Raw genomic sequence first — 19,614 nt, forward strand, 5'->3', positions numbered from 1 at the left:
ATTGCTGAATGGCCCGAGCAAACCGGCGGAACGGCTGAATCAACTAATACAACAAGAACTGGAATGGGCTTTGGTGCGAAAAACAGCAAAAAAACTTGGAATTTTCTTTCAAGCGCAAGGGTCGGAAGTTTTAAGCAGCTCGAATTAATGACATTCCCGCTGACTGATAACGGCAAAGTCATTCCTGAACTCTTACAGCAAGGAAATAGACATGGGCACAATTCTTCTCGTCATTCTGATTTTGTTACTGATCGGTGGTCTGCCGGTCTTCCCGCACTCCAGAAGTTGGGGTTATGGCCCATCCGGTATCATTGGCGTGGTGTTGGTGGTGATACTGATTCTATTGTTACTCGGCAAAATATGACGGTTTAAAAAGCAAAAAAAGAGGCCCTTTTCAAGGGCCTCTTTTTTATTGCGTCACTGTTTAGTCCGGCGTGCCGTCGACGACACCGGCAGTGTTATCGATCAAGCTTTTGGTCGCTGTCTGCAGGAACGCCTCAAGCTTGGTTTTCAACTCGGCGGTGCGCGGTGCATCCGGAACAACCTCGGCGTGCGGCTTGGCACCGAGTTCGTACTGGTACATTTTCGGCGCCATGTCCTTGTCCCGTGGCAGAACCAGAATCTGATCCGCCGTGACGATGGCCGTGGTCTGTTCGCTGCCCGAAGGCTTGATCACACCAAAACCGGTGTCGCCTTCAGGCAGATTGAGCAGGTCACGCCCCCAGCACTGATGCCGCACTTCGCCACCGAGACGGCCCATGATGGTCGGTACGATGTCGATCTGCGTACCCACGGTGTGGTTCAGCGTGCCGAATTTTTCCTGGATGCCCGGTGCGATCAGCAACATCGGCACGTTGAAACGACCCAGGTCCATTTCGGTGATCTGCCGCTCGTTGCCGAAACCGTGGTCGCCGACAACTACAAACAGGGTCTCCTTGAAGTACGGCTCCTTGCGGGCTTTCTCGAAGAACTGGCCCAACGCCCAGTCCGAGTAACGCATGGCGGTCAAGTGCTCGTTCAGACTGCCACGATCGGTTACGCGCTCGACCGGCAATGGCGTCGGCAAGGCGTAAGGGGTGTGGTTGGACAGGGTTTGCAGCAAGGCATAGAACGGTTTCTTGTCCTTGCCGTCACGAGCCTTCAGTTCAACCAGGCCACGGTCGAACATGTCCTGGTCGGACACGCCCCACGTCGGATCGGAGAACACCGGGTTAACGAAGTCGTTACGTCCGATGAAGTTGGTCATGCCCTGGTTACTGAAGAAACCCGACTGGTTGTCCCAGGCGAAGTCACCGTTGTAGACGTACACGTCGTCGTAGTCGCGGGCGCTGAGCAACTGTGGCAAGCCGGACAACTTGTGGCTGCCTTCCGGGGTCTGCATCAGGTATTCAAAGCCCGGCAGGTTCGGGAAGCACGCCATGGTGGCGAACATGCCCTGGTGGGTGTGGGTACCGTTGGAGAAGAAACGGTCGAACAGCAGGCCTTCCTTCGACAGTTTGTCGAGGTACGGGGTGATGTTGCCCGAGGCGCCCAACGCACCGACCGAGTGACCGGCCATGCTTTCCATCAGGATCACAACGACGTTCTTGATCGGCAGGGTCTTGTCGGCTGGCGGCGTGTAGTCACGACGAACGGCGGCGGTTTCGCCATCCACCAGTTTGTCGTCCTTCATCACCAGCATGTCGCGCACGGTCTGCTGCGCCATCGGTTGCGGCAACGTGGCTTTCCAGATGTTGTCGCGGTCTTCGGACATCCGGCTCTTCGCCGCGGCGACCAGAGACAGCGTGCCGTTGAGGCCCAGTTGGTTGGCGAAGTTGGAATCGGTGGTGTAGACATCGCCCCAACGCATTGGCGGGCCCTGGCGCAAGGTGCCACGAGCGGCGACCACACAAATCAGCAGGCAGACCACAAAGACCATGGTGCGTGCGTACCACGGTGCAACCTGGCGGGTACTGATGCTGCCGCCACTGAACGGACCACGAGGACGGGTCGCTCGGTCCGCGCCCTTGAACGCCAGGCTCAGGAGCCAGGTGCCAACGGCCCAGGCCAGCAGGTAGCGAACCACCGGAAAACCGTACCAGAGCATGCTCATCACGGTTTTCGGATCTTCTTTTACATACTGGAATACCAGTCCGTTGAGGCGCTGGTGGAATTCACGGTAGAAGTCCATCTCCATCAGACCCAGGAACAACGCAATGCTGGACGCAATGGTCAGCCAAAAGCGAAAGAACCCGCGCGCAGCCATGGCCCGGGCGCTGAACAGTGCCAGGATCAACGGGATGCTGAGGTAGACCACCAGACGCAGGTCGAAACGCAGGCCATTGGCGAACGCTTCGACAAAGGTCGAGGCCGGTGTATCGAGGATCATTTCACGGTTGTAGACCAGCAGCGCAAGGCGCAGCGCGGAAAACATCACCATCATCACCAAGGCGCACAGCAACGTGTAGGCCAGATGCGATTTGACGGTCGGTTGCAGCAGGCGACTCGAAGCTCGCTGCTGACTCAGGGCGTCCGGGATTGCCATTTCGTTTTAGGACCCATTGGAAGTTGAAGTTTCAAAATACAGCGGCGCCTTGCCCTCTATTGGCCAGTACTTGGCCCCGGGGCTTGCGCGGTGCGCAAATGTTGCACGATCAACGACGGCATTGCCATTGATTACTCTTCTGTCGTGTCGGCGCGGGCGGATTGTCTTGGAGGCTTTGTGAAAATTTTGTGCAACGTATATCTGGAAACACATTAAATAGCTGTTGAGGGACTGAAAACAGCAACGCCCGGAACCGACCGGGGCGTTGCTGGCGACTTTTGATCAGGGTTTTTCGGCGCGGGCCTTCAGATTTTTCAGCGTATTGAACGGCGCATCCACCACAAACTTGTTGGCAACCATCGAAGGAATACTGCCACCCGGCTCGGTGTGAACCTGATAAGTCACTTCAATCTGATCACCCTTGGGCACGAACTTCCAGAAGCCTTCAACCTTGGTCACCCGCACAAAACCCTTTTCGTCGGGAACGTACTTGGGCACGCCTTCAAGCTTGCGGGTCAGGCTGCCATCGGCCCCTTCAACGGTGGTGATGTGCAACACCGAGTCACGCGGGGTGACCGGCCATGGCGTATTGAATTGAGTGTAGGTCCAGTTCTGGTCAACTTCGTGCTTGAGCAACTTCTGGCTCTTGCACTCGTGGATCCAGGCACAGGCACCGGATACGTCTTCCTGCAACGCGCGCAGCTTGGCCATGGTGGTTTTCATCAGGGTGACACCCTGGTAGGCCTTGTAGCCGGAACCCGCCACCTCACTCAGGGAGACCTTGATGCCGTCTTCATTCTTGGCGACTTTCCAGTCTTCGGCCTGTGCAACCGAGGTGGCCAATACAGCCGTCAAACCACACAACACAGCGATACGATGCAGCGAACCCATAATGTTATTCCTTATTGTTGAAGTTCCGTTCGTTGATACATCACGCCGCCGTCATTTGCTCCCACCAGCCAATCAGCCTGATGGCTTCTTCACTGCTGCTGCCACACACCTCAACATCGGCCTCGAATGCCGAACACACGGCTGGTCGCTCCGGCTGGCCGAAAATATTGCACAGATTCTCGGCAGACAATTGCAGGCAGCGTTCACCGGCGGCTTTGCCCTGGGGCATTCCGGGAATCGGCGAACTGATGGAAGGGGCAATGCAACAAGCGCCACAGCCCTCACGGCATTTCATGACGACTAGCACCTCACGACGGGCAATGTATTAAAGGACGGCGCACAGAGTAACCGCTAAAACAGGTGTTTTAAATTACCCGGCCATGGGTTTTTACCTGAACGGTGGCCTGACCGCCCAGTCTCCGACAAAGCGTCTGGCTCGCAGGTCACGAACTGCACGAGGTTATTGCTTGAACTCGAATTCCAGCGCGGCGCCTTCGATCTCGCGGCGCTCTTCATTACGCAATTGCAGCTGCATTTCGTTACTGATCAAGCGACCGTTGAGCTGAAACTGACTGCTTTTGTCGCCGAACATTTGCGGCAATATGGGTTCGCGCTTGGGCAATGGCACCGTGCCGACCGGATCAAGCTCTTCAACCATGTCCTTGGGCAAGCTCAAATCCAGGTTGGCGGAAGGCAATTGGGTTTTCGCCACTTCACTGGCCGATTTCGATTTCGAGGCGATGGGCGGACGCTTTTTAACTGCGGCGGGCTTCTTTTTAACTGGCACAGTTTGTTTGGTGGCAGCAGTTTTTTTCGAAGGCATGCTTGCCGCTGGTTTCTCCTGAGCGGAAGCGGCCATCACACATAACGGCTGAGTGCTGATAAACAGGCAGACCAAAAGCAAGGCAGCAGGAAAAATCGGTTTCATGGACCCAACGGCGCAAACGGCAGGGATGCCTATGCTCGCCTGTTGCAACCTACAAGACAAGCACGGCCCGTAACGCCATATTACCTGCTACAGCCCTCCGGCCATTTCCTGACAGAGCTGAGTGGCGAGCATGCCCAGCGTCATCAATGCACGCTCAGCCTCACGGTTCCACGGGATACCGCAGTTGAGCCGGATACAGTGATTGAATTGCTCGGTGTTACTGAAAATCAGCCCGGGCGCGATACTGATGCCTTGCTGCAGCGCCCGCACATGCAATTCCTGGGTGTTGACCCGCCCTGGCAGACTCACCCACAAAATGAAACCGCCCGTCGGTCGCGTCATCTGCGTGCCTTCGGGGAAGTACTGTTGCACCGCGAGCTGGAAGGCGCTGAGGTTCTTGCGATATTCCTGACGGATGTAGCGCAAGTGCCGGTCGTAACCGCCGTTTTCCAGATAGGCGGCAATGCCCATCTGCGTAACGCTGCAGGCTGAGTGGGTACTGAAGGTCTGTAGCCGCTGAATTTCCTGCTGGAACTTGCCAGCGATCATCCAGCCAATGCGAACCCCCGGCGACAGGGTCTTGGAGAAACTCGAACAGTAGATAACCCGATCCAGCCGGTCATAGGCCTTGAGCGATTTGGTGCGCCCCTGCTCGAACATCAACTCGCCGTAGATATCATCCTCGACGATTTGAATGTCAAAGTCCGATGCCAGGCGAAGCAGCTGCTTCTGCCGCTCTTCGGGCATGGTGCCGCCCAACGGATTACTCAAGCGAGTGGTCAGCACCAGTGCCTTGATCGACCATTGGTTGGCCGCCAGTTGCAGGGCCTCGAGGCTCATGCCGGTGGATGGATCGCTAGGAATTTCGATGACTTTGAGGCCCAGCAAATCGGCCAGTTGCAGCAAACCGTAGTAAGTCGGTGACTCGGCGGCAATCAGATCGCCCGGGCGGGTCAGCACCCGCAGCGACATCTGCAAGGCGTCGACACAGCCGTGGGTGATGACCACTTCCGAGGGATCGACCACGACACCGGCATCGCGCATGCGGATCGCCACTTGCCGGCGCAGCGGTTCGAAACCGGGGCTGAACATGTAGCTGAACGCACGGGGGCTATGAAAACGGGTGACTTTGGCCAATTGCTGATGCAACGCCCGCACCGGCAAATAGTCGACGCTTGGCACGGCAGCCCCCAACGGGAACACACCTTCGCGGCGCGATTCGACCAGCACCTGCTGGATGATGCTGCTGCGCGTGACCAGGCCCGGACGCTCGACCCTGGCGATGTCCGGCGTCGGCGCAGTCAGGGCCGGCGTCTGGTGCACGTAATAACCGGACTGTGGCCGGGCGCGGATCAGGCCCTGATCTTCCAGGTTGGCATACGCCTGCAAAACCGTGGCATGGCTGACATTGAGCTGCGAACTCATCTTGCGCACCGAAGGCACGCGCTCACCCGGTTGATAGACACCACGGCGGATGTCTTCGGCCAGTTGCTGAGCAATACGTTGGTAAAGCAAGAGATTGGTCATGACGCAGCACTCGATTTCACGGGCATTTTATTCTTGTATGAAACGATACCGGAACAGTTTGGAAGTGTACTGGGACAGTTGTCACAATAGTCGACAGTACAGTGCAGTGTCAGCAAAAACTGTACTGTTTTGTGCGGTAATCGGCAGGCACAAAAAAACCCGGCGCTGTCTGGCAGGCCGGGCTTTCCAGAGACGCACCCCTTAGCGGGCTGCGCCGAGCTGGCCCTTTTCGTCGGAGAACACAATTTCCACGCGGCGGTTCTGCGCACGTCCACGCTCGGAAGCGTTGGCGTCCACCGGGTATTCGTCGCCATAACCTTCGACCTGAATACGCTTGTCTTCGATGCCCAGGTCCATGAGTACGTCCGCCACCGATTGCGCACGGTCCCGGGACAGCTTGAGGTTTTCCTGCTTGCCGCCGGTGCTGTCGGCATAGCCCTCGATACGCACCACGCGCTTGGGGTTGAGCTGCAGGAACTGCACGATCTTCAACACCACGCGGTTGGCCGAGCTTTTCAGCTCCGCTTCACCGGTATCGAACAATACATCGCCCAAGGTCATCACCAAGCCGCGATCCGTCTGCGTCGTCGCCAACGCCACGATCTGTTCTTCCAGCCATTTGCCCTGTTGCTGCACGCTGAGCAGCTTGGATTCGCGCAAGGCCAGCTGCAGGCGCTGACGTTCAAGCTCGAGCTTGGCTGCGCGCTCTTCGTTGAGCACCTGATGGGTGTGCTCCCGAGCGATCTCACTGTAGCGCTGACTCAGATAGGCGTATTGCAACACGTCCGAACCACTGCCCCAGTAAGTGGACAAGCGGTCGGCCCGGGCCAGGGACTCACCGGCACGAATCACATCCTTGGGAGCGATACGCAGCACGTTGGAATCTTCCTTGACCTTCTGGAAGTCGGCACTCGCCTGCTGCAACGCCGCCTCGCTATGCTGGCCGGCGCAACCATAGAGGCTGGCGCAACCTGCCAGAAGCAAACCACCGAACACTTTGGACTTGAGATTCATTGGGCATCTCCCAACTGCTTGCGCAGACGGGCGATGCGGGTGTTGAGAACGTTCAACTGTTCCTCGCTCTTGAGGGTCAGGACCCGGGCTTCAGCCAGACGCGCGTCCAGCTCGGCCTGCTCGGCCCGCATCCGCGCATTCTTGTAAGACTGGTCAGCCATGCTGCCTTTGGCCCGTTTGAACTTGTCTTCGGCCAGTTTCATTTCCGGCACTTCATCGGCAGTGGCGCCAACAGCCTTGGCTTGTTCGAGTGCCTGCTCGGTCAGGCGCATTTGTTCATTCGGCGCCGGATCGGCTGCACAACCCGCCAGAGCCAGAACGGCCAGGGCAGCGAAAAGAGGTCGAATACTCACTAAAAATCCCTACTGTTTTGGGGCACTGACAGGTTGTTTCTGTTGCGCATTCCAACGCTCGATATTGCGTTGCAGCACAGCCTCCGTCAGTCCGGACGCGGGCAATTCTGTCATCTTTTTGGCCAGCTGTCCGCGCAACCAGGGATCGTTGCAGGCCGAGTTATGGGAAATCGCCAGAAACAGCCCAGGCCTGTCGACCGGTTGCTCACGGACGATCAAGTCGTTGGCCATACCCAGCGTCTGCGCCATCGCCATGCCGGAGTAGCGTCCGGCGAGGACAAATTCCACCTCGCCCAAGAGCAGTTTCTGAAAGGCCTGGGGCAGATTGGGTGTACGGATGAGGGTCAAATTCTGTTCGGCATATGTGCCGAATGCCGAGGTTAATCGAGACTTTTCCGACAAAGCGCCGGGGTGGCCGTGCAGATCCTGCACGTCGTTGTAGATCAGTGACGAGTCCTTGCGGGTCCAGACCTGATAGTCGTTTTCCAGCATCGGTGGATGAATGTAATCCAGGGATTCGAGCTCACTGACCATCAACGGCGCATCGGCCAGCATGTCCATGCGCCCGCTGCGCACTTCTTCCAGTGCCTGGGAACGCTTGCCGGCGTAAAGCAGCTCGGCCTTAATGCCCAACTCCCCCGCCACTTGCTGCAACAGATCGGCACTCGCGCCGATCAGATGCTTGGGGTTTTGCGGGTCTTGCCAGAGGTATGGCGGCGCATCGGGGCTGCCGGTCACGACGAGGCGCTCGCACTTGCCTGCGGCAGCGCAAAGCCCCGGCAACAGCGTCAACCCCAGCAAACTCAACACAACACGCAAATCCATGGCGATACGCTCCACTTGAACCTGATTACACCAACCCGTAGCAGCCGGCTTGCTGGCTCCGACAGGCAAGCAAAAAAAAACCCGGCCAAAAGGCCGGGCTCTTTATAAGTGAAGCAGCCGGATTAGACCAGCTTCTCCAGCTCAGGGATGGCTTCGAACAGGTCCGCCACCAGCCCGTAATCGGCCACCTGGAAGATCGGCGCTTCTTCGTCCTTGTTGATCGCAACGATCACTTTGGAGTCTTTCATGCCGGCCAGGTGCTGGATCGCGCCGGAGATACCGACGGCGATGTACAGCTGTGGCGCAACGATCTTGCCGGTCTGACCGACCTGCATGTCGTTCGGAACAAAACCTGCGTCGACCGCGGCGCGGGAAGCACCGACGGCAGCGCCCAGCTTGTCGGCCAGGGCGTACAGGTGTTTGAAGTTGTCGCCGTTCTGCATGCCGCGGCCGCCGGAAACGACGATCTTGGCAGCGGTCAGTTCCGGACGATCGGACTTGGCCAGTTCTTCGCCGACGAAGCTGGAGATGCCAGCGTCGTGAGCAGCGGCAACGGCTTCAACGGCAGCCGAACCACCTTCAGCGGCAACCGGGTCGAAACCGGTGGCACGCACGGTGATCACTTTCACTGCAGCGTTCGACTGAACGGTAGCAATGGCGTTACCGGCGTAGATCGGGCGCTTGAAGGTATCGGCGCTTTCTACCGAGATGATCTCGGAGATCTGGTCAACGTCCAGTGCAGCGGCAACGCGCGGCAGGATGTTTTTGCCGTTGGAAGTGGCGGCCGCCAGGATGTGGCTGTAGCCCTTGCCCAACTCTGCGACCAGAGGCGCTACGTTTTCCGGCAGCTGGTGAGCGTAGGCAGCGTTGTCGGCCACCAGCACTTTGGCCACGCCAGCGATTTTCGCAGCGGCTTCAGCCACGGCGCCAGCGCCCTGGCCTGCAACCAGCACGTGGATGTCGCCGCCGATTTTGGCAGCGGCAGCCACGGTGTTCAGGGTGGCCGGAGCCACTACCTTGTTGTCGTGTTCAGCGATTACCAAGATAGTCATGATTAGATTACCTTCGCTTCGTTTTTCAGTTTCTCGACCAGTTCAGCCACCGACTTGACCTTGATACCCGCGCTGCGTGCAGCAGGCGCTTCGACTTTGACGGTCTTGTTGGTGGAGGCGGTGGAAACGCCCAAAGCGTCCGGAGTCAGCACTTCGAGAGGCTTCTTCTTGGCTTTCATGATGTTTGGCAGGGACGCGTAGCGCGGCTCGTTCAAACGCAGGTCGGTGGTGACGATGGCCGGCAGTTTCAGCGAAACGGTCTGCGCGCCGCCGTCGATTTCGCGGGTGACAGCAACGCTGTCGCCGCTGATTTCGACTTTCGAAGCGAACGTGCCCTGACCGTAGCCGCTCAATGCAGCAAGCATTTGGCCCGTCTGGTTGTTGTCGCTGTCGATGGCTTGTTTGCCAAGGATCACCAGCTGAGGCTGTTCCTTGTCGACAACCGCTTTCAACAGTTTGGCAACAGCCAGGGAAGTCAGATCTTCGGCGGATTCGACGAGGATGGCGCGATCGGCACCCAGAGCCAGCGCGGTGCGCAGTTGCTCTTGAGCGGTTGTCGGGCCGATGGAGACGACGACGATTTCAGTCGCAACACCTTTCTCTTTCAGGCGTACGGCTTCTTCCACTGCGATCTCGCAGAACGGGTTCATCGACATCTTGACGTTGGCAAGATCGACGCCGGAATTGTCCGCCTTGACGCGGACCTTGACGTTGTAATCCACAACGCGTTTGACAGCTACAAGAACCTTCATGGATTCCTCGTTACTCTCCGGTGAAAAGAAAGTCGCCTAGGCGAACCTGGCGGTTGATGCTCATCGGGCGCAAGGGCACCTCCAAAAACGCCGGCAAACGTGTCAAGTGAGCTTCGCTCATGATGTCGATGACCGTTCGTCAGGAGTGACTGACGAGTCATTCAATATCGCGGCGTGTAAACTGCGCGCCAAATCGTCGTGGCGCTTCACTTGCTACTGCCATCGCCCTGTCTTTAGAGGTGCTCTTGAAACCAACAGTCAGCCTACGGCGAGCGCAAAACCGCCCGTATCTTGACCGGAACACCTATTCCGGTCAATACGGCAAAATAGCCGTTCATAAGCCGCGTGACTTTGATTTCTCTGGCTTTGAGCCAATTCAAACAAACGTTTGTATTGGACCCTGAGAGTGGTGTAGATATAATGCGCCACCCAAAGAGAAAGGTGGCCACTCGATTGTCCTCTCCCGACCTTACGCCGGGATTCAAGGATGCGACACCTAACCTCCAAAATTAGAAAAAACTGTTGAGCCTTGAGTAGGAGATAGCCTGTGGAACGCGAATACATGGAATTCGACGTGGTCATCGTCGGTGCCGGCCCCGCTGGCCTTTCCGCCGCCTGCCGCTTGAAGCAGAAGGCCGCCGAAGCCGGTAAGGAAATCAGCGTCTGCGTGGTCGAAAAAGGCTCCGAAGTCGGTGCTCACATCCTGTCCGGTGCCGTGTTTGAACCACGCGCCCTGAACGAACTGTTCCCGGACTGGAAGGAACTCGGCGCGCCGCTGAACACGCCTGTCACCCGCGATGACATCTTCGTGCTCAAGAACGCCGAAAGCGCGCAGAAAATCCCTGACTTCTTTGTGCCCAAGACCATGCACAACGAAGGCAACTACATCATTTCCCTGGGTAACCTGTGCCGCTGGCTGGCCCAGCAGGCCGAAAACCTGGGGGTAGAAATCTACCCGGGCTTCGCCGCCCAGGAAGCGCTGTTCGACGAAAACGGCATCGTTCGCGGGATCATCACCGGTGATCTGGGTGTAGACCGCGAAGGCAATCCGAAAGAAGGCCTGTACACCCCGGGCATGGAACTGCGTGGCAAATACACGCTGTTCGCCGAAGGCTGCCGTGGCCACATCGGCAAGCAACTGATCAAGCGCTTCAATCTCGACAACGATTCCGACGTGCAGCACTACGGCATCGGCCTGAAAGAAATCTGGGAAGTTGACCCGGCCAAGCACCAGCCAGGCCTTGTGGTGCACACCGCCGGTTGGCCGATGGACATCATGGGCACCGAGAACACCGGTGGCTCGTTCCTGTATCACCTGGAAAACAACCAGGTGGTCGTGGGCCTGATCGTCGACCTCTCCTACAGCAACACCTACCTGTCGCCGTTCGACGAGTTCCAGCGTCTCAAGCATCACCCGGTGCTCAAGCAGTACCTGGAAGGCGGCAAGCGCATCAGCTACGGCGCACGTGCCATCTGCAAGGGCGGCCTCAACTCGCTGCCGAAAATGGTCTTCAAGGGCGGCGCGCTGATCGGTTGCGACCTTGGCACCCTGAACTTCGCCAAGATCAAAGGCAGCCACACGGCAATGAAGTCCGGCATGCTCGCTGCAGAGTCCGTGGCTGACGCGCTGTTCGCCGACAAGGACGGCACCGAAGAGCTGACCAGCTACGTCGATGCGTTCAAGAACAGCTGGCTCCACGAAGAACTGTTCGCCAGCCGCAACTTCGGCCCGGCGATCCACAAGTTTGGCGCGATCGTGGGTGGTGGTTTCAACTGGCTCGACCAGAACATCTTCGGCGGCAAACTGCCGTTCACCCTGCACGACACCAAGCCGGATTACGCTTGCCTGAAACTGGCCGCCGACTGCAAGAAGATCGACTACCCGAAACCAGACGGCAAGATCAGCTTCGACAAACTGAGCTCGGTGTTCATCTCCGGTACCAACCACGAAGAAGAACAGCCGTGCCACCTGAAGCTGACCGATCCGAGCATCCCGATCAGCAAGAACCTGCCGCTGTACGATGAACCTGCCCAGCGTTACTGCCCGGCCGGTGTGTACGAAGTGATCACCAAGGAAGACGGCGAGAAGCGCTTCCAGATCAACGCCCAGAACTGCGTTCACTGCAAGACCTGTGACATCAAGGACCCTGCTCAGAACATCACCTGGGTGACGCCGGAAGGCGCTGGCGGCCCGACTTACCCGAACATGTAAGCCGAACCGCTGAACATCAAGGCTCCCGAATGGGGGCCTTTTTGTTGCCTGCATTTAAACCCCTGCCACAGGGCTTCGTTTCGGGATCAGGCTGCGCGTTCTTCTCCGGGGCTGCGCTCGAAGTAGCGTTTGTACTCGCGACTGAACTGCGAAGTGCTCTGATACCCCACCCTGTGCGCCACTTGCGCCACACCCAACCCCTCGCTCACCAGCAACTGCTGTGCCCGAAGCAACCGCAAACGTTTCAAATACTGCACCGGTGACAGCAACGTACTGCGCTTGAAATGCTCATGAAACGTCGACGCACTCATATTCGCGCAACTGGCCAGGGTCTCGACATTCAAGGGTTCGGTGTAATGCGCATGCAGATGGCTGAGGGATGCCGCGATCCGGGCGAACTGCCCCTGCTGCTCAACCAGTGCCCGCAGTACGTCAGCTTGCGGACCGCGCAAGGCGACAAACAATAATTCGCGCAACCGCGCCTGTCCCATGATCTGGCATTCCAGCGGATCGTGCAGGCAACGCAGCAGCCGCTCAACACATCCTCGCATGGCATCGTCGAGCACCGCCGAGGTCATGGACTCAGACGTTTGTGCCGGAATATGCCGCCCTGGCACTAACCCCATCGCCATCACCAACTCGCCCAGCATCACCCGGTCGATGGCCATGGAGACGCCCAACATCGGCCCGTTCGGTGCGGCAAAGGTTTCACACTCGAATGGCACTGGCAGTGCCTGAATCAGATAGTGCCCGGCGCCATACTCCAGGATACGAGGCCCGAGATACGCCAGTTTGCTGCCTTGGGCGATGATCACCAGGCTCGGTTCGTAAATCTGCGGTCCACGGGCCACATCACGCGCGGCACGTAAAACCTGCACGCCTGGCAACGCGGTAGGGGCGAAGCCGTCGCGGGCCGACAACGGTTCGATCAGCGAAACCAGCGTGGCATTGGCATCAAGATGACGGGTCAACAACATCAGCGTTCTTCACAAAAAAAGTCACGGAAAAAGGGATGAAAGCATCATCGCAGATCCGCTGGCCAATTCGATGGCTGCCCCTCGCATGCCGGAGGATTAGGCATGACACCCGGAGGAATCGTCATTTGCGACACGGGTTTCGGCGCCCAGAATGCGCCACCTCACCTGTCAAAGCTTTTGCGAGGTTCACCATGTACACCGCCATCGGATATGCCGCCCAATCGGCCACCACCCCCCTCGCCCCAGTGAAATTCGAACGCCGCAGCCCACGGGCCGACGACGTGGCCATCGAGATTCTCTACTGCGGCGTCTGCCACTCCGACATCCATCAGGCCCGCAACGAATGGGGCATTGCCGTTTATCCACTGATGCCTGGCCACGAGATCATCGGCAAAGTGACTGCCGTGGGTGCAAATGTCACCCGGCATAAGGTCGGCGATCTGGTCGGTGTCGGCTGCATGGTCGACTCGTGCCGCAGCTGCGAAGCGTGCCAGGCCAACCTCGAGCAATACTGCCTCGAAGGCCCGACCATGACTTACGCCACCCCGGACCGCGTGGATGGCAGCAATACCATGGGCGGTTACTCCGACAGCATCGTGGTCAGCGAGCACTTCGTGGTGCGCATCCCCGAGAAACTCGATCCGGCCAGTGCCGCGCCGATCCTGTGCGCTGGCATCACCACCTACTCGCCGCTCAAGCACTACGGCGTGAAGGCCGGTGACAAGGTCGGGATTCTCGGCATGGGTGGCCTGGGCCATATGGGCATCAAGTTCGCCAAGGCGATGGGCGCTGAAGTGACGCTGTTCACCCGCTCGGCAAGCAAGGCTGAAGAAGCTCGACGGCAGGGTGCGGACCACGTCATTGTGTCCACCGATGCCGAACAGATGAAGGCCGCCGCGGGCCACTTCGACTTCCTGCTCGACACCATTCCGGTGCAGCACGACCTCAATCCCTACCTCGATACCCTGCGCTTCGACGGCGTGCACATTCTGGTGGGGTTGATCGAGCCGGTAGCGCCACCGGTACACGCTGGCAAACTGGTGATGAGCCGCCGCGTGCTGGCCGGCTCGTTGATTGGCGGCATCGCCGAAACCCAGGAAGTGCTGGATTTCTGCGCCGAGCACCACATCACCTGCGACATCGAGATGCTCGACATCCGCCAGATCAACGAGGCTTACACGCGCATGATCGCCGGTGACGTGAAGTACCGTTTCGTCATCGACATGGCGACCCTCAAGGTTTAAACCTTGAGGCCAAGCTCCGCCGACAACCGGGCTGTGACCCCTTTGATCAGGGGAATCAGCTCGGCCATTTTTTCCAGCGACATATAAGGCACGGTGCTGGCGATGCTGATTGCGGCGACGATGCGTTTGCTGGCATCACGGATCGGCGCCGCCACACAGCGGATCGACGGTTCGTTGTCTTCCAGGTCGAAGGCATAACCGCCGGCCACATACTCGATCATGCGCTGCTGAAACTGCTCCCAGGACTGCTCCGGGTGCTGCGGCCAGAACTGATTTTTCCCACCCACGGGCAGGCTGACTTCGTACAGCCGTTGCCACTCTTGCGGCGTGTCATCGAGCATCAGCGCCTTGCCGATCCCGGTGCGCGCCAACGGCATGCGATGGCCGACCCGCGAACGCATTTCCGGGCCATTGCGCCCCGGATTCTTGTGCAGATACAGCACCTCGTCGCCTTCGCGGATCGCCAGGTGAATGGTGTCGCCGGTCAATGCCGACAACTCATCCAGATAGGGCCCGGCCAGGGTCACCAGCGGCAACTCTTCACGCGCCTGGAATCCCAGCTCGATCAGCTTGGGCCCCAACAGATAGCCGACTTGCGGCACCACTCGCAGATAACGCTCATCCACCAGGCAACTGGCCAGACGATGGGTGGTGCTGCGCGTGGTGCCGATCAGCCGGGCGATTTCCTTGAGATCGCGGGCACCACTGGCCACGGCCTGGACCACTCCCAGACCGCGAAGCAGTGTCTGAGTGCCGGTCGGTGCGGGGGCCTTGGCGATTTTTGGGGCGTCTTCCTGCATATCCAGCCTTTACCGTTGAGCGAGTGAACGGGCGGCATTATGGTCGCCCGGATGCCACGACTACAACTTGATACGCTCGACCTTGCCCACCAGCAAGATGTAGGACAGCGCACCGATGAGCGCCAGCACCGAGATATAGGTGATCGCCGGGGCAAAGGAATCACCGCTGGCGAGAAAACCGATCACGATTGGCGTGGCGATGGCCGACAGGTTGCCGATGAAGTTGAACACCCCGCCGGTCAAACCCAGCAACCGCGCCGGAGCCAGCGTCGACACCAGCGACCAGGTGATCGACGCCAGGCCATTGCCGAAAAAGGCCAACGCCAGGAATGCAATCACCAGCGGCGTCGACTCGACGAAGTTGGCGCCGATGATCGAGGTGGAAATCAGCAAGCCGCTGATGATCGGCAACTTGCGCGCGAACCCTACCGAGTAACCGCGACGGATCAGGAAGTCCGAGAAGAAGCCGGAGCACAGCACGCCGACGAACGCCGCGAGAAACGGCAGCGATGCCAACAGGCCGGACTTGATAAAGTCCATGCCGCGGTATTTCACCAGGTAGGTCGGGAACCACGTCAGGAAAAACCACAGCGTCGAGTTGAGGCAGAACTGGCCGAGGTAGATGCCCCAGAGTTTGCGCTTGGTGAGGACAATGCCCAAGTCGGTCCAGCTGAACTTGGCTTTGACCTTGGCCTGCTCAGACTGGATATCCACCAGCCCGCCGCCTTCGCGGATCAGCTCGATTTCAGCCTCGTTGGCGCCTTTGAAATCCCGAGGCTCACGATACACCGCGTACCAGATTGCCGCCCAAATGATGCCCACCGCGCCCGTGGCGACGAACACCATGTGCCAGCCGAATTCGTGCTGAAGCCAGGCCAGTACCGGCGTCAGAAACGCGAGGCCGACAAACTGCCCGGAGGTGTAGAAACCGATGGCCGTGGCGCGTTCACGTTCCGGGAACCAGGTGGTGACCACACGGCTGTTGATCGGATAGGCCGGGGCTTCGAGGGCACCGACAGCCATGCGCAGGACGAACAGGGCAATGAAGCTGCCGGCGAACCCGAGCATCACCGTGGCGATCGACCACAGCAGCAATGCAGCGGTGTAGAGGATGCGCGGCGGAACACGGTCCACCAGCCAGCCGCCGGGGATTTGCATGGCGGCATAGGTCCAGCCGAATGCGGAGAAAATCAGCCCGACGTGGATCGGGTCGATACCCAGGTCGCTGGTCAGCGCCGGGGCAGCGATCGACAGGTTGCTGCGGTCCAGGTAGTTGATCACCACCGTAATGAACAGCAGCACCATGATGAAAAAACGCTTACGGCTGGGCGCCGCCAACGACGCCTGCCCGGTGAGGGTTTGCGGTTGCATGGGGAGTGCCTCTTTTTATGTTTATTGAGGTCAATGTGAAACGCAGATCTCACTGTCCATGGAGATCAAATTGTGGGAGCGAGCCTGCTCGCGAAAGCGTCCTGCCAGTCATATCAGAGTCGGATGTATCGCCATCTTCGCGAGCAGGCTCGCTCCCACAGGGGTCATGTGTTGAATCGGATAAAACTCACCACTCGGCAAAGCTGCCATCGGCATGGCGCCAGATCGGGTTGCGCCAGCGGTGGCCGACGGCGGCGCGTTCGATCACGTACTCCTCGTTGATCTCGATGCCCAGGCCCGGGCCGTTCGGGATCTTCACGAAGCCTTTGTCGTAGTCGAACACCCGTGGATCTTTGACGTAGTCGAGCAGGTCGTTGCTCTCGTTGTAATGGATGCCCAGGCTCTGCTCCTGAATGAACGCGTTGTAGCAAACCGCGTCCAGTTGCAGGCACGCCGCCAGGGCAATCGGGCCCAGCGGGCAATGCAGCGCCAGCGCCACGTCGTAAGCCTCGGCCATGTTGGCGATCTTGCGGGTTTCGGTGATGCCGCCCGCGTGGGACGCATCCGGCTGGATGATGTCGACGTAGCCTTCGCTGAGCACGCGCTTGAAATCCCAACGCGAGAACAGGCGCTCACCGAGGGCAATCGGCGTGCTGGTCAGCGGTGCCAGTTCTTTGAGCGCTTCATAGTTTTCGCTGAGCACCGGCTCTTCGATGAACATCAGCTTGTACGGGTCGAGCTCCTTCATCAGCACCTTGGCCATCGGCTTGTGCACCCGGCCATGGAAGTCGACACCGATGCCGACGTTCGGGCCGACCGCATCACGCACGGCAGCGACGTTGGCCAGGGCCAGGTCGACTTTTTCGAAAGTGTCGAGGAATTGCAGCTCTTCGGTGCCGTTCATTTTCACTGCAGTGAACCCACGGCTGACCGCTTCTTTCGCCGCCCGCGCGGTGTCCGCCGGACGGTCGCCGCCGATCCACGAATAGACGCGAATCTTGTCCCGCACCTGACCACCGAGCAAGTCGCTGACCGACACACCCAGCGCCTTGCCCTTGATGTCCCACAAGGCCTGGTCGATACCGGCCAGGGCGCTCATGTGGATCGCACCGCCACGGTAGAAACCGCCGCGATAGAGCACAGTCCAGATGTCTTCGATGTTGCGCGGGTCCTTGCCGATCAGGTAGTCCGACAATTCTTCAACGGCAGCAGCCACGGTGTGGGCGCGGCCCTCGACGACGGGCTCGCCCCAACCGGTTACGCCTTCGTCGGTTTCAACCTTGAGGAAGCACCAGCGTGGCGGAACGATGAAAGTGGTCAGTTTGGTGATTTTCATCTGTTTGTCTCTCTTATTGGATGCAGCGCTCGCAGCGCCAAAACAGTCTTAGCGAAGGGCTTTCCAGGCAGCGACGTAGGCCTTGGCATTGGCCGCCACTTGCTCCGCCGTCATGCCCGGTTTGAACAGGCCCGAACCGAGGCCGAAACCTTTGACGCCGGCGTCGATAAACACCTGCATGTTGTCCGGGGTGATCCCGCCGACAGGCACCAGCACCGTTCCCGCCGGCAGTACCGCGAGCCAGGCTTTGACGACCGCCGGTCCCATCTGCTCGGCCGGAAACATCTTCAGCACATCGGCGCCTTCGGCCAGTGCCGCGAACGCTTCGGTCGGTGTCGCCACACCCGGTGACAGGAACAACCCGGCCGCTTTCGCTGCGCGCAGGACTTTGGGGTCGCTGTGGGGCATGACGATCACTTGGCCGCCCGCCGCTTTCACCTGGTCGACCTGCTCCGGGGTCAACACCGTGCCCGCGCCGATCAGGCAATCGCTGGGCAAGGCATCGCGCAGGATGCGAATGCTTTCGTACGGCACAGGGGAGTTGAGCGGGACTTCGATAACACGGAACCCGGCGGCGTACAGGACGTTCCCGATGGCGGCCGCTTCTTGCGGATGCAGACCGCGAAGGATCGCGATCAGACCGTTTTGCGCCAGTGCTTGTTTGAGCATGTCAGGACTCCAGTCAGGTTTAACGGATGGGGTTGGGCAGGATCAGGCCGGCGGCTTGCGCCAGTTGCCACAAGCCACGTTCGGTGGCTTGCTCGGCCAGGGTCACGCGGGCAAAGCCGCAAGCGTCGAGGGCCCGGCTGTAACGGGTGCAGAGTTGGGAACTGCCGATGAGGATGATCGCCGGCAGATGAACGCTGTTGCGCCGCCGACGTTGAACGGTGGCCAGGGCCGACAGCTCATGGCCGATCAGCAGGCCGGACAGGTAATCCGGTTGCGCGGCCGCGCTCAGTTCGCCGGTCAATCCGAGGCTGCGGGCGCTGAACAGGGTCGACAGCACGCCGATGTCACCGTCCGCCGACAGCGCGACCTGGACACCGCGATCAAACGCATCGCCATCGAACGAACCGCCGCGCTGTTGGGTACGCCCCAGAATGCTGTGTTCGCTGAGCACGGCGAAGACTTCGCCGGTCATGAAGGTATCGAAATGCACGATGCAGCCATCGCTGACTTCCACCCATTTCGAATGGCTGCCCGGCAGGCCGATCAACAGGTCAGCGCCCGCCTCGCTCGCGAGGGTTTGCAGGACACCGAGGACTTGGGTTTCTTCGCCGCGCATTACGTTCGGCAGGTGCGAACGTTGAATCACACCCGGCACGATCTGCACATCGACGCCACGCAGACTGCGCACGGTTTGCAGGGAGGTTCCGAGATTGGCCACGTTGGCCGGCGTATCGCGGTAGGCTGCTTCGCGCCAGCCTTGTGCGCTGCCGACCATGCCGCAGGCAATCACCGGCAAATCGGGCTGAGCGTCAAGCCAGTCGCCGCAGGCCTCGTCGAAAGCCAGCTCAAAACCGTCGGTGCATTCACGACCGTTGATAATTCGCGGTGCCTTGGGCAGCTGCATGATCCCCGACGACAGCGAGCGCTGTTCGAGGACCTGGCCACCTTCGGCAAGTTTGTAAGCACGTAATGAGGTTGTCCCCCAATCGAGCGCGATCAATTGCGCCAGCATCGCTTCACCTGTTTTGTTTATTGGCAGTGAGTGAGCGGGACTATAAACCCTCGGCTGGAAAATCTCAATATATAAATATCAATCCCATATTGTGAGACAAGACAAAAAAAGATCGCAGCCTTCGACA

Annotated in this window: 19 protein-coding genes; 3 read left to right on the forward strand and 16 right to left on the reverse strand. The window is 59.2% G+C overall.

The genetic code is table 11. The features are described 5' to 3' along the window. Positions 1–205 precede the first annotated feature (205 nt). On the forward strand, positions 206–364 hold the full coding sequence (locus BVK86_RS16155) for a DUF3309 family protein (protein ID WP_173668865.1): 159 nt from the start codon (positions 206–208) through the stop codon (positions 362–364). A gap of 60 nt (positions 365–424) precedes the next feature. Here BVK86_RS16155 and BVK86_RS16160 read toward each other — a convergent pair whose 3' ends face one another. The 10 genes from BVK86_RS16160 to BVK86_RS16205 form a co-directional block, all read right to left on the reverse strand. After that, a complete protein-coding gene (locus BVK86_RS16160) occupies positions 425–2,524 on the reverse strand; it encodes an LTA synthase family protein (protein WP_075947375.1) in 2,100 nt (699 codons plus the stop codon). 282 nt (positions 2,525–2,806) lie between these two features. Further along, positions 2,807–3,415, reverse strand: coding sequence for an START domain-containing protein (locus BVK86_RS16165; protein WP_075947376.1), 609 nt, complete (start codon positions 3,413–3,415; stop codon positions 2,807–2,809). A gap of 40 nt (positions 3,416–3,455) precedes the next feature. Beyond that, entirely contained in the window at positions 3,456–3,710 is a 255-nt protein-coding gene (locus tag BVK86_RS16170) for a YkgJ family cysteine cluster protein (RefSeq protein WP_075947377.1), read from the reverse strand. A 165-nt stretch (positions 3,711–3,875) separates the two neighbouring features. After that, positions 3,876–4,343 carry a translation initiation factor 2 gene (locus BVK86_RS16175; protein ID WP_075947378.1) on the reverse strand — a complete coding sequence of 156 codons (468 nt, stop codon included), beginning with the start codon at positions 4,341–4,343 and terminating at the stop codon, positions 3,876–3,878. 87 nt (positions 4,344–4,430) lie between these two features. Then, positions 4,431–5,870, reverse strand: a complete 1,440-nt coding sequence (locus tag BVK86_RS16180; protein ID WP_075947379.1) for an aminotransferase-like domain-containing protein — start codon at positions 5,868–5,870, stop codon at positions 4,431–4,433. Positions 5,871–6,071: 201 nt separating this feature from the next. After that, a complete protein-coding gene (locus tag BVK86_RS16185) occupies positions 6,072–6,884 on the reverse strand; it encodes an OmpA family protein (protein ID WP_075947380.1) in 813 nt (270 codons plus the stop codon). Then, a complete protein-coding gene (locus tag BVK86_RS16190) occupies positions 6,881–7,237 on the reverse strand; it encodes a DUF4398 domain-containing protein (protein WP_075947381.1) in 357 nt (118 codons plus the stop codon). Before BVK86_RS16190 ends, BVK86_RS16185 begins: the two co-directional genes overlap by 4 nt. A gap of 9 nt (positions 7,238–7,246) precedes the next feature. Next, positions 7,247–8,062: a substrate-binding periplasmic protein gene (locus BVK86_RS16195; RefSeq protein ID WP_075947382.1), complete on the reverse strand. Its 816-nt coding sequence runs from the start codon at positions 8,060–8,062 to the stop codon at positions 7,247–7,249. 122 nt (positions 8,063–8,184) lie between these two features. Then, a complete protein-coding gene (locus tag BVK86_RS16200; protein WP_075947383.1) occupies positions 8,185–9,114 on the reverse strand; it encodes an electron transfer flavoprotein subunit alpha/FixB family protein in 930 nt (309 codons plus the stop codon). Positions 9,115–9,116: 2 nt separating this feature from the next. Beyond that, the gene (locus tag BVK86_RS16205; RefSeq protein ID WP_075947384.1) at positions 9,117–9,866 is read right to left on the reverse strand and encodes an electron transfer flavoprotein subunit beta/FixA family protein; all 750 of its coding nucleotides are present in this window, start codon (positions 9,864–9,866) and stop codon (positions 9,117–9,119) included. A 547-nt stretch (positions 9,867–10,413) separates the two neighbouring features. Here BVK86_RS16205 and BVK86_RS16210 point away from each other — a divergent pair. After that, complete coding sequence (locus BVK86_RS16210) at positions 10,414–12,078, forward strand: electron transfer flavoprotein-ubiquinone oxidoreductase (RefSeq protein WP_075947385.1); 1,665 nt, start codon at positions 10,414–10,416, stop codon at positions 12,076–12,078. An 86-nt stretch (positions 12,079–12,164) separates the two neighbouring features. Here the strand turns inward: BVK86_RS16210 and BVK86_RS16215 are convergent, their stop codons facing one another. After that, positions 12,165–13,055, reverse strand: a complete 891-nt coding sequence (locus BVK86_RS16215) for an AraC family transcriptional regulator (protein WP_075947386.1) — start codon at positions 13,053–13,055, stop codon at positions 12,165–12,167. 191 nt (positions 13,056–13,246) lie between these two features. On the opposite strand from BVK86_RS16215, the gene BVK86_RS16220 reads away from it, so the two are divergent. Beyond that, the gene (locus tag BVK86_RS16220; protein WP_075947387.1) at positions 13,247–14,299 is read left to right on the forward strand and encodes an NAD(P)-dependent alcohol dehydrogenase; all 1,053 of its coding nucleotides are present in this window, start codon (positions 13,247–13,249) and stop codon (positions 14,297–14,299) included. Here BVK86_RS16220 and BVK86_RS16225 read toward each other — a convergent pair. The 5 genes from BVK86_RS16225 to BVK86_RS16245 form a co-directional block, all read right to left on the reverse strand. Then, positions 14,296–15,099 (reverse strand): IclR family transcriptional regulator, encoded by an 804-nt coding sequence (locus BVK86_RS16225; RefSeq protein WP_075947388.1) that lies wholly within the window; start codon positions 15,097–15,099, stop codon positions 14,296–14,298. The genes BVK86_RS16220 and BVK86_RS16225 overlap by 4 nt on opposite strands. A 60-nt stretch (positions 15,100–15,159) precedes the next feature. Further along, positions 15,160–16,470 (reverse strand): MFS transporter, encoded by a 1,311-nt coding sequence (locus BVK86_RS16230; protein ID WP_075947389.1) that lies wholly within the window; start codon positions 16,468–16,470, stop codon positions 15,160–15,162. A gap of 187 nt (positions 16,471–16,657) precedes the next feature. Continuing rightward, the gene (dgoD, locus tag BVK86_RS16235) at positions 16,658–17,806 is read right to left on the reverse strand and encodes a galactonate dehydratase (RefSeq protein WP_008085519.1); all 1,149 of its coding nucleotides are present in this window, start codon (positions 17,804–17,806) and stop codon (positions 16,658–16,660) included. A gap of 48 nt (positions 17,807–17,854) precedes the next feature. Beyond that, entirely contained in the window at positions 17,855–18,475 is a 621-nt protein-coding gene (locus tag BVK86_RS16240; protein WP_075947390.1) for a 2-dehydro-3-deoxy-6-phosphogalactonate aldolase, read from the reverse strand. A 19-nt stretch (positions 18,476–18,494) separates the two neighbouring features. Then, on the reverse strand, positions 18,495–19,487 hold the full coding sequence (locus BVK86_RS16245; RefSeq protein ID WP_075947391.1) for a 2-dehydro-3-deoxygalactonokinase: 993 nt from the start codon (positions 19,485–19,487) through the stop codon (positions 18,495–18,497). Positions 19,488–19,614 lie beyond the last annotated feature (127 nt).

It is taken from the genome of Pseudomonas reinekei, from assembly GCF_001945365.1.
Lineage (GTDB): Bacteria > Pseudomonadota > Gammaproteobacteria > Pseudomonadales > Pseudomonadaceae > Aquipseudomonas > Aquipseudomonas reinekei.

Excerpts from the sequence above, each read along its gene's own strand:
- BVK86_RS16160 (WP_075947375.1), bottom strand. The coding sequence starts at position 2,524 with ATGGCAATCCCGGACGCCCTGAGTCAGCAGCGAGCTTCGAGTCGCCTG.
- BVK86_RS16165 (WP_075947376.1), bottom strand. The coding sequence starts at position 3,415 with ATGGGTTCGCTGCATCGTATCGCTGTGTTGTGTGGTTTGACGGCTGTA.
- BVK86_RS16170 (WP_075947377.1), bottom strand. The coding sequence starts at position 3,710 with ATGAAATGCCGTGAGGGCTGTGGCGCTTGTTGCATTGCCCCTTCCATC.
- BVK86_RS16175 (WP_075947378.1), bottom strand. The coding sequence starts at position 4,343 with ATGAAACCGATTTTTCCTGCTGCCTTGCTTTTGGTCTGCCTGTTTATC.
- BVK86_RS16180 (WP_075947379.1), bottom strand. The coding sequence starts at position 5,870 with ATGACCAATCTCTTGCTTTACCAACGTATTGCTCAGCAACTGGCCGAA.
- BVK86_RS16185 (WP_075947380.1), bottom strand. The coding sequence starts at position 6,884 with ATGAATCTCAAGTCCAAAGTGTTCGGTGGTTTGCTTCTGGCAGGTTGC.
- BVK86_RS16195 (WP_075947382.1), bottom strand. The coding sequence starts at position 8,062 with ATGGATTTGCGTGTTGTGTTGAGTTTGCTGGGGTTGACGCTGTTGCCG.
- BVK86_RS16200 (WP_075947383.1), bottom strand. The coding sequence starts at position 9,114 with ATGACTATCTTGGTAATCGCTGAACACGACAACAAGGTAGTGGCTCCG.
- BVK86_RS16205 (WP_075947384.1), bottom strand. The coding sequence starts at position 9,866 with ATGAAGGTTCTTGTAGCTGTCAAACGCGTTGTGGATTACAACGTCAAG.
- BVK86_RS16215 (WP_075947386.1), bottom strand. The coding sequence starts at position 13,055 with ATGTTGTTGACCCGTCATCTTGATGCCAATGCCACGCTGGTTTCGCTG.
- BVK86_RS16220 (WP_075947387.1), top strand. The coding sequence starts at position 13,247 with ATGTACACCGCCATCGGATATGCCGCCCAATCGGCCACCACCCCCCTC.
- BVK86_RS16225 (WP_075947388.1), bottom strand. The coding sequence starts at position 15,099 with ATGCAGGAAGACGCCCCAAAAATCGCCAAGGCCCCCGCACCGACCGGC.
- BVK86_RS16230 (WP_075947389.1), bottom strand. The coding sequence starts at position 16,470 with ATGCAACCGCAAACCCTCACCGGGCAGGCGTCGTTGGCGGCGCCCAGC.
- dgoD (WP_008085519.1), bottom strand. The coding sequence starts at position 17,806 with ATGAAAATCACCAAACTGACCACTTTCATCGTTCCGCCACGCTGGTGC.
- BVK86_RS16240 (WP_075947390.1), bottom strand. The coding sequence starts at position 18,475 with ATGCTCAAACAAGCACTGGCGCAAAACGGTCTGATCGCGATCCTTCGC.
- BVK86_RS16245 (WP_075947391.1), bottom strand. The coding sequence starts at position 19,487 with ATGCTGGCGCAATTGATCGCGCTCGATTGGGGGACAACCTCATTACGT.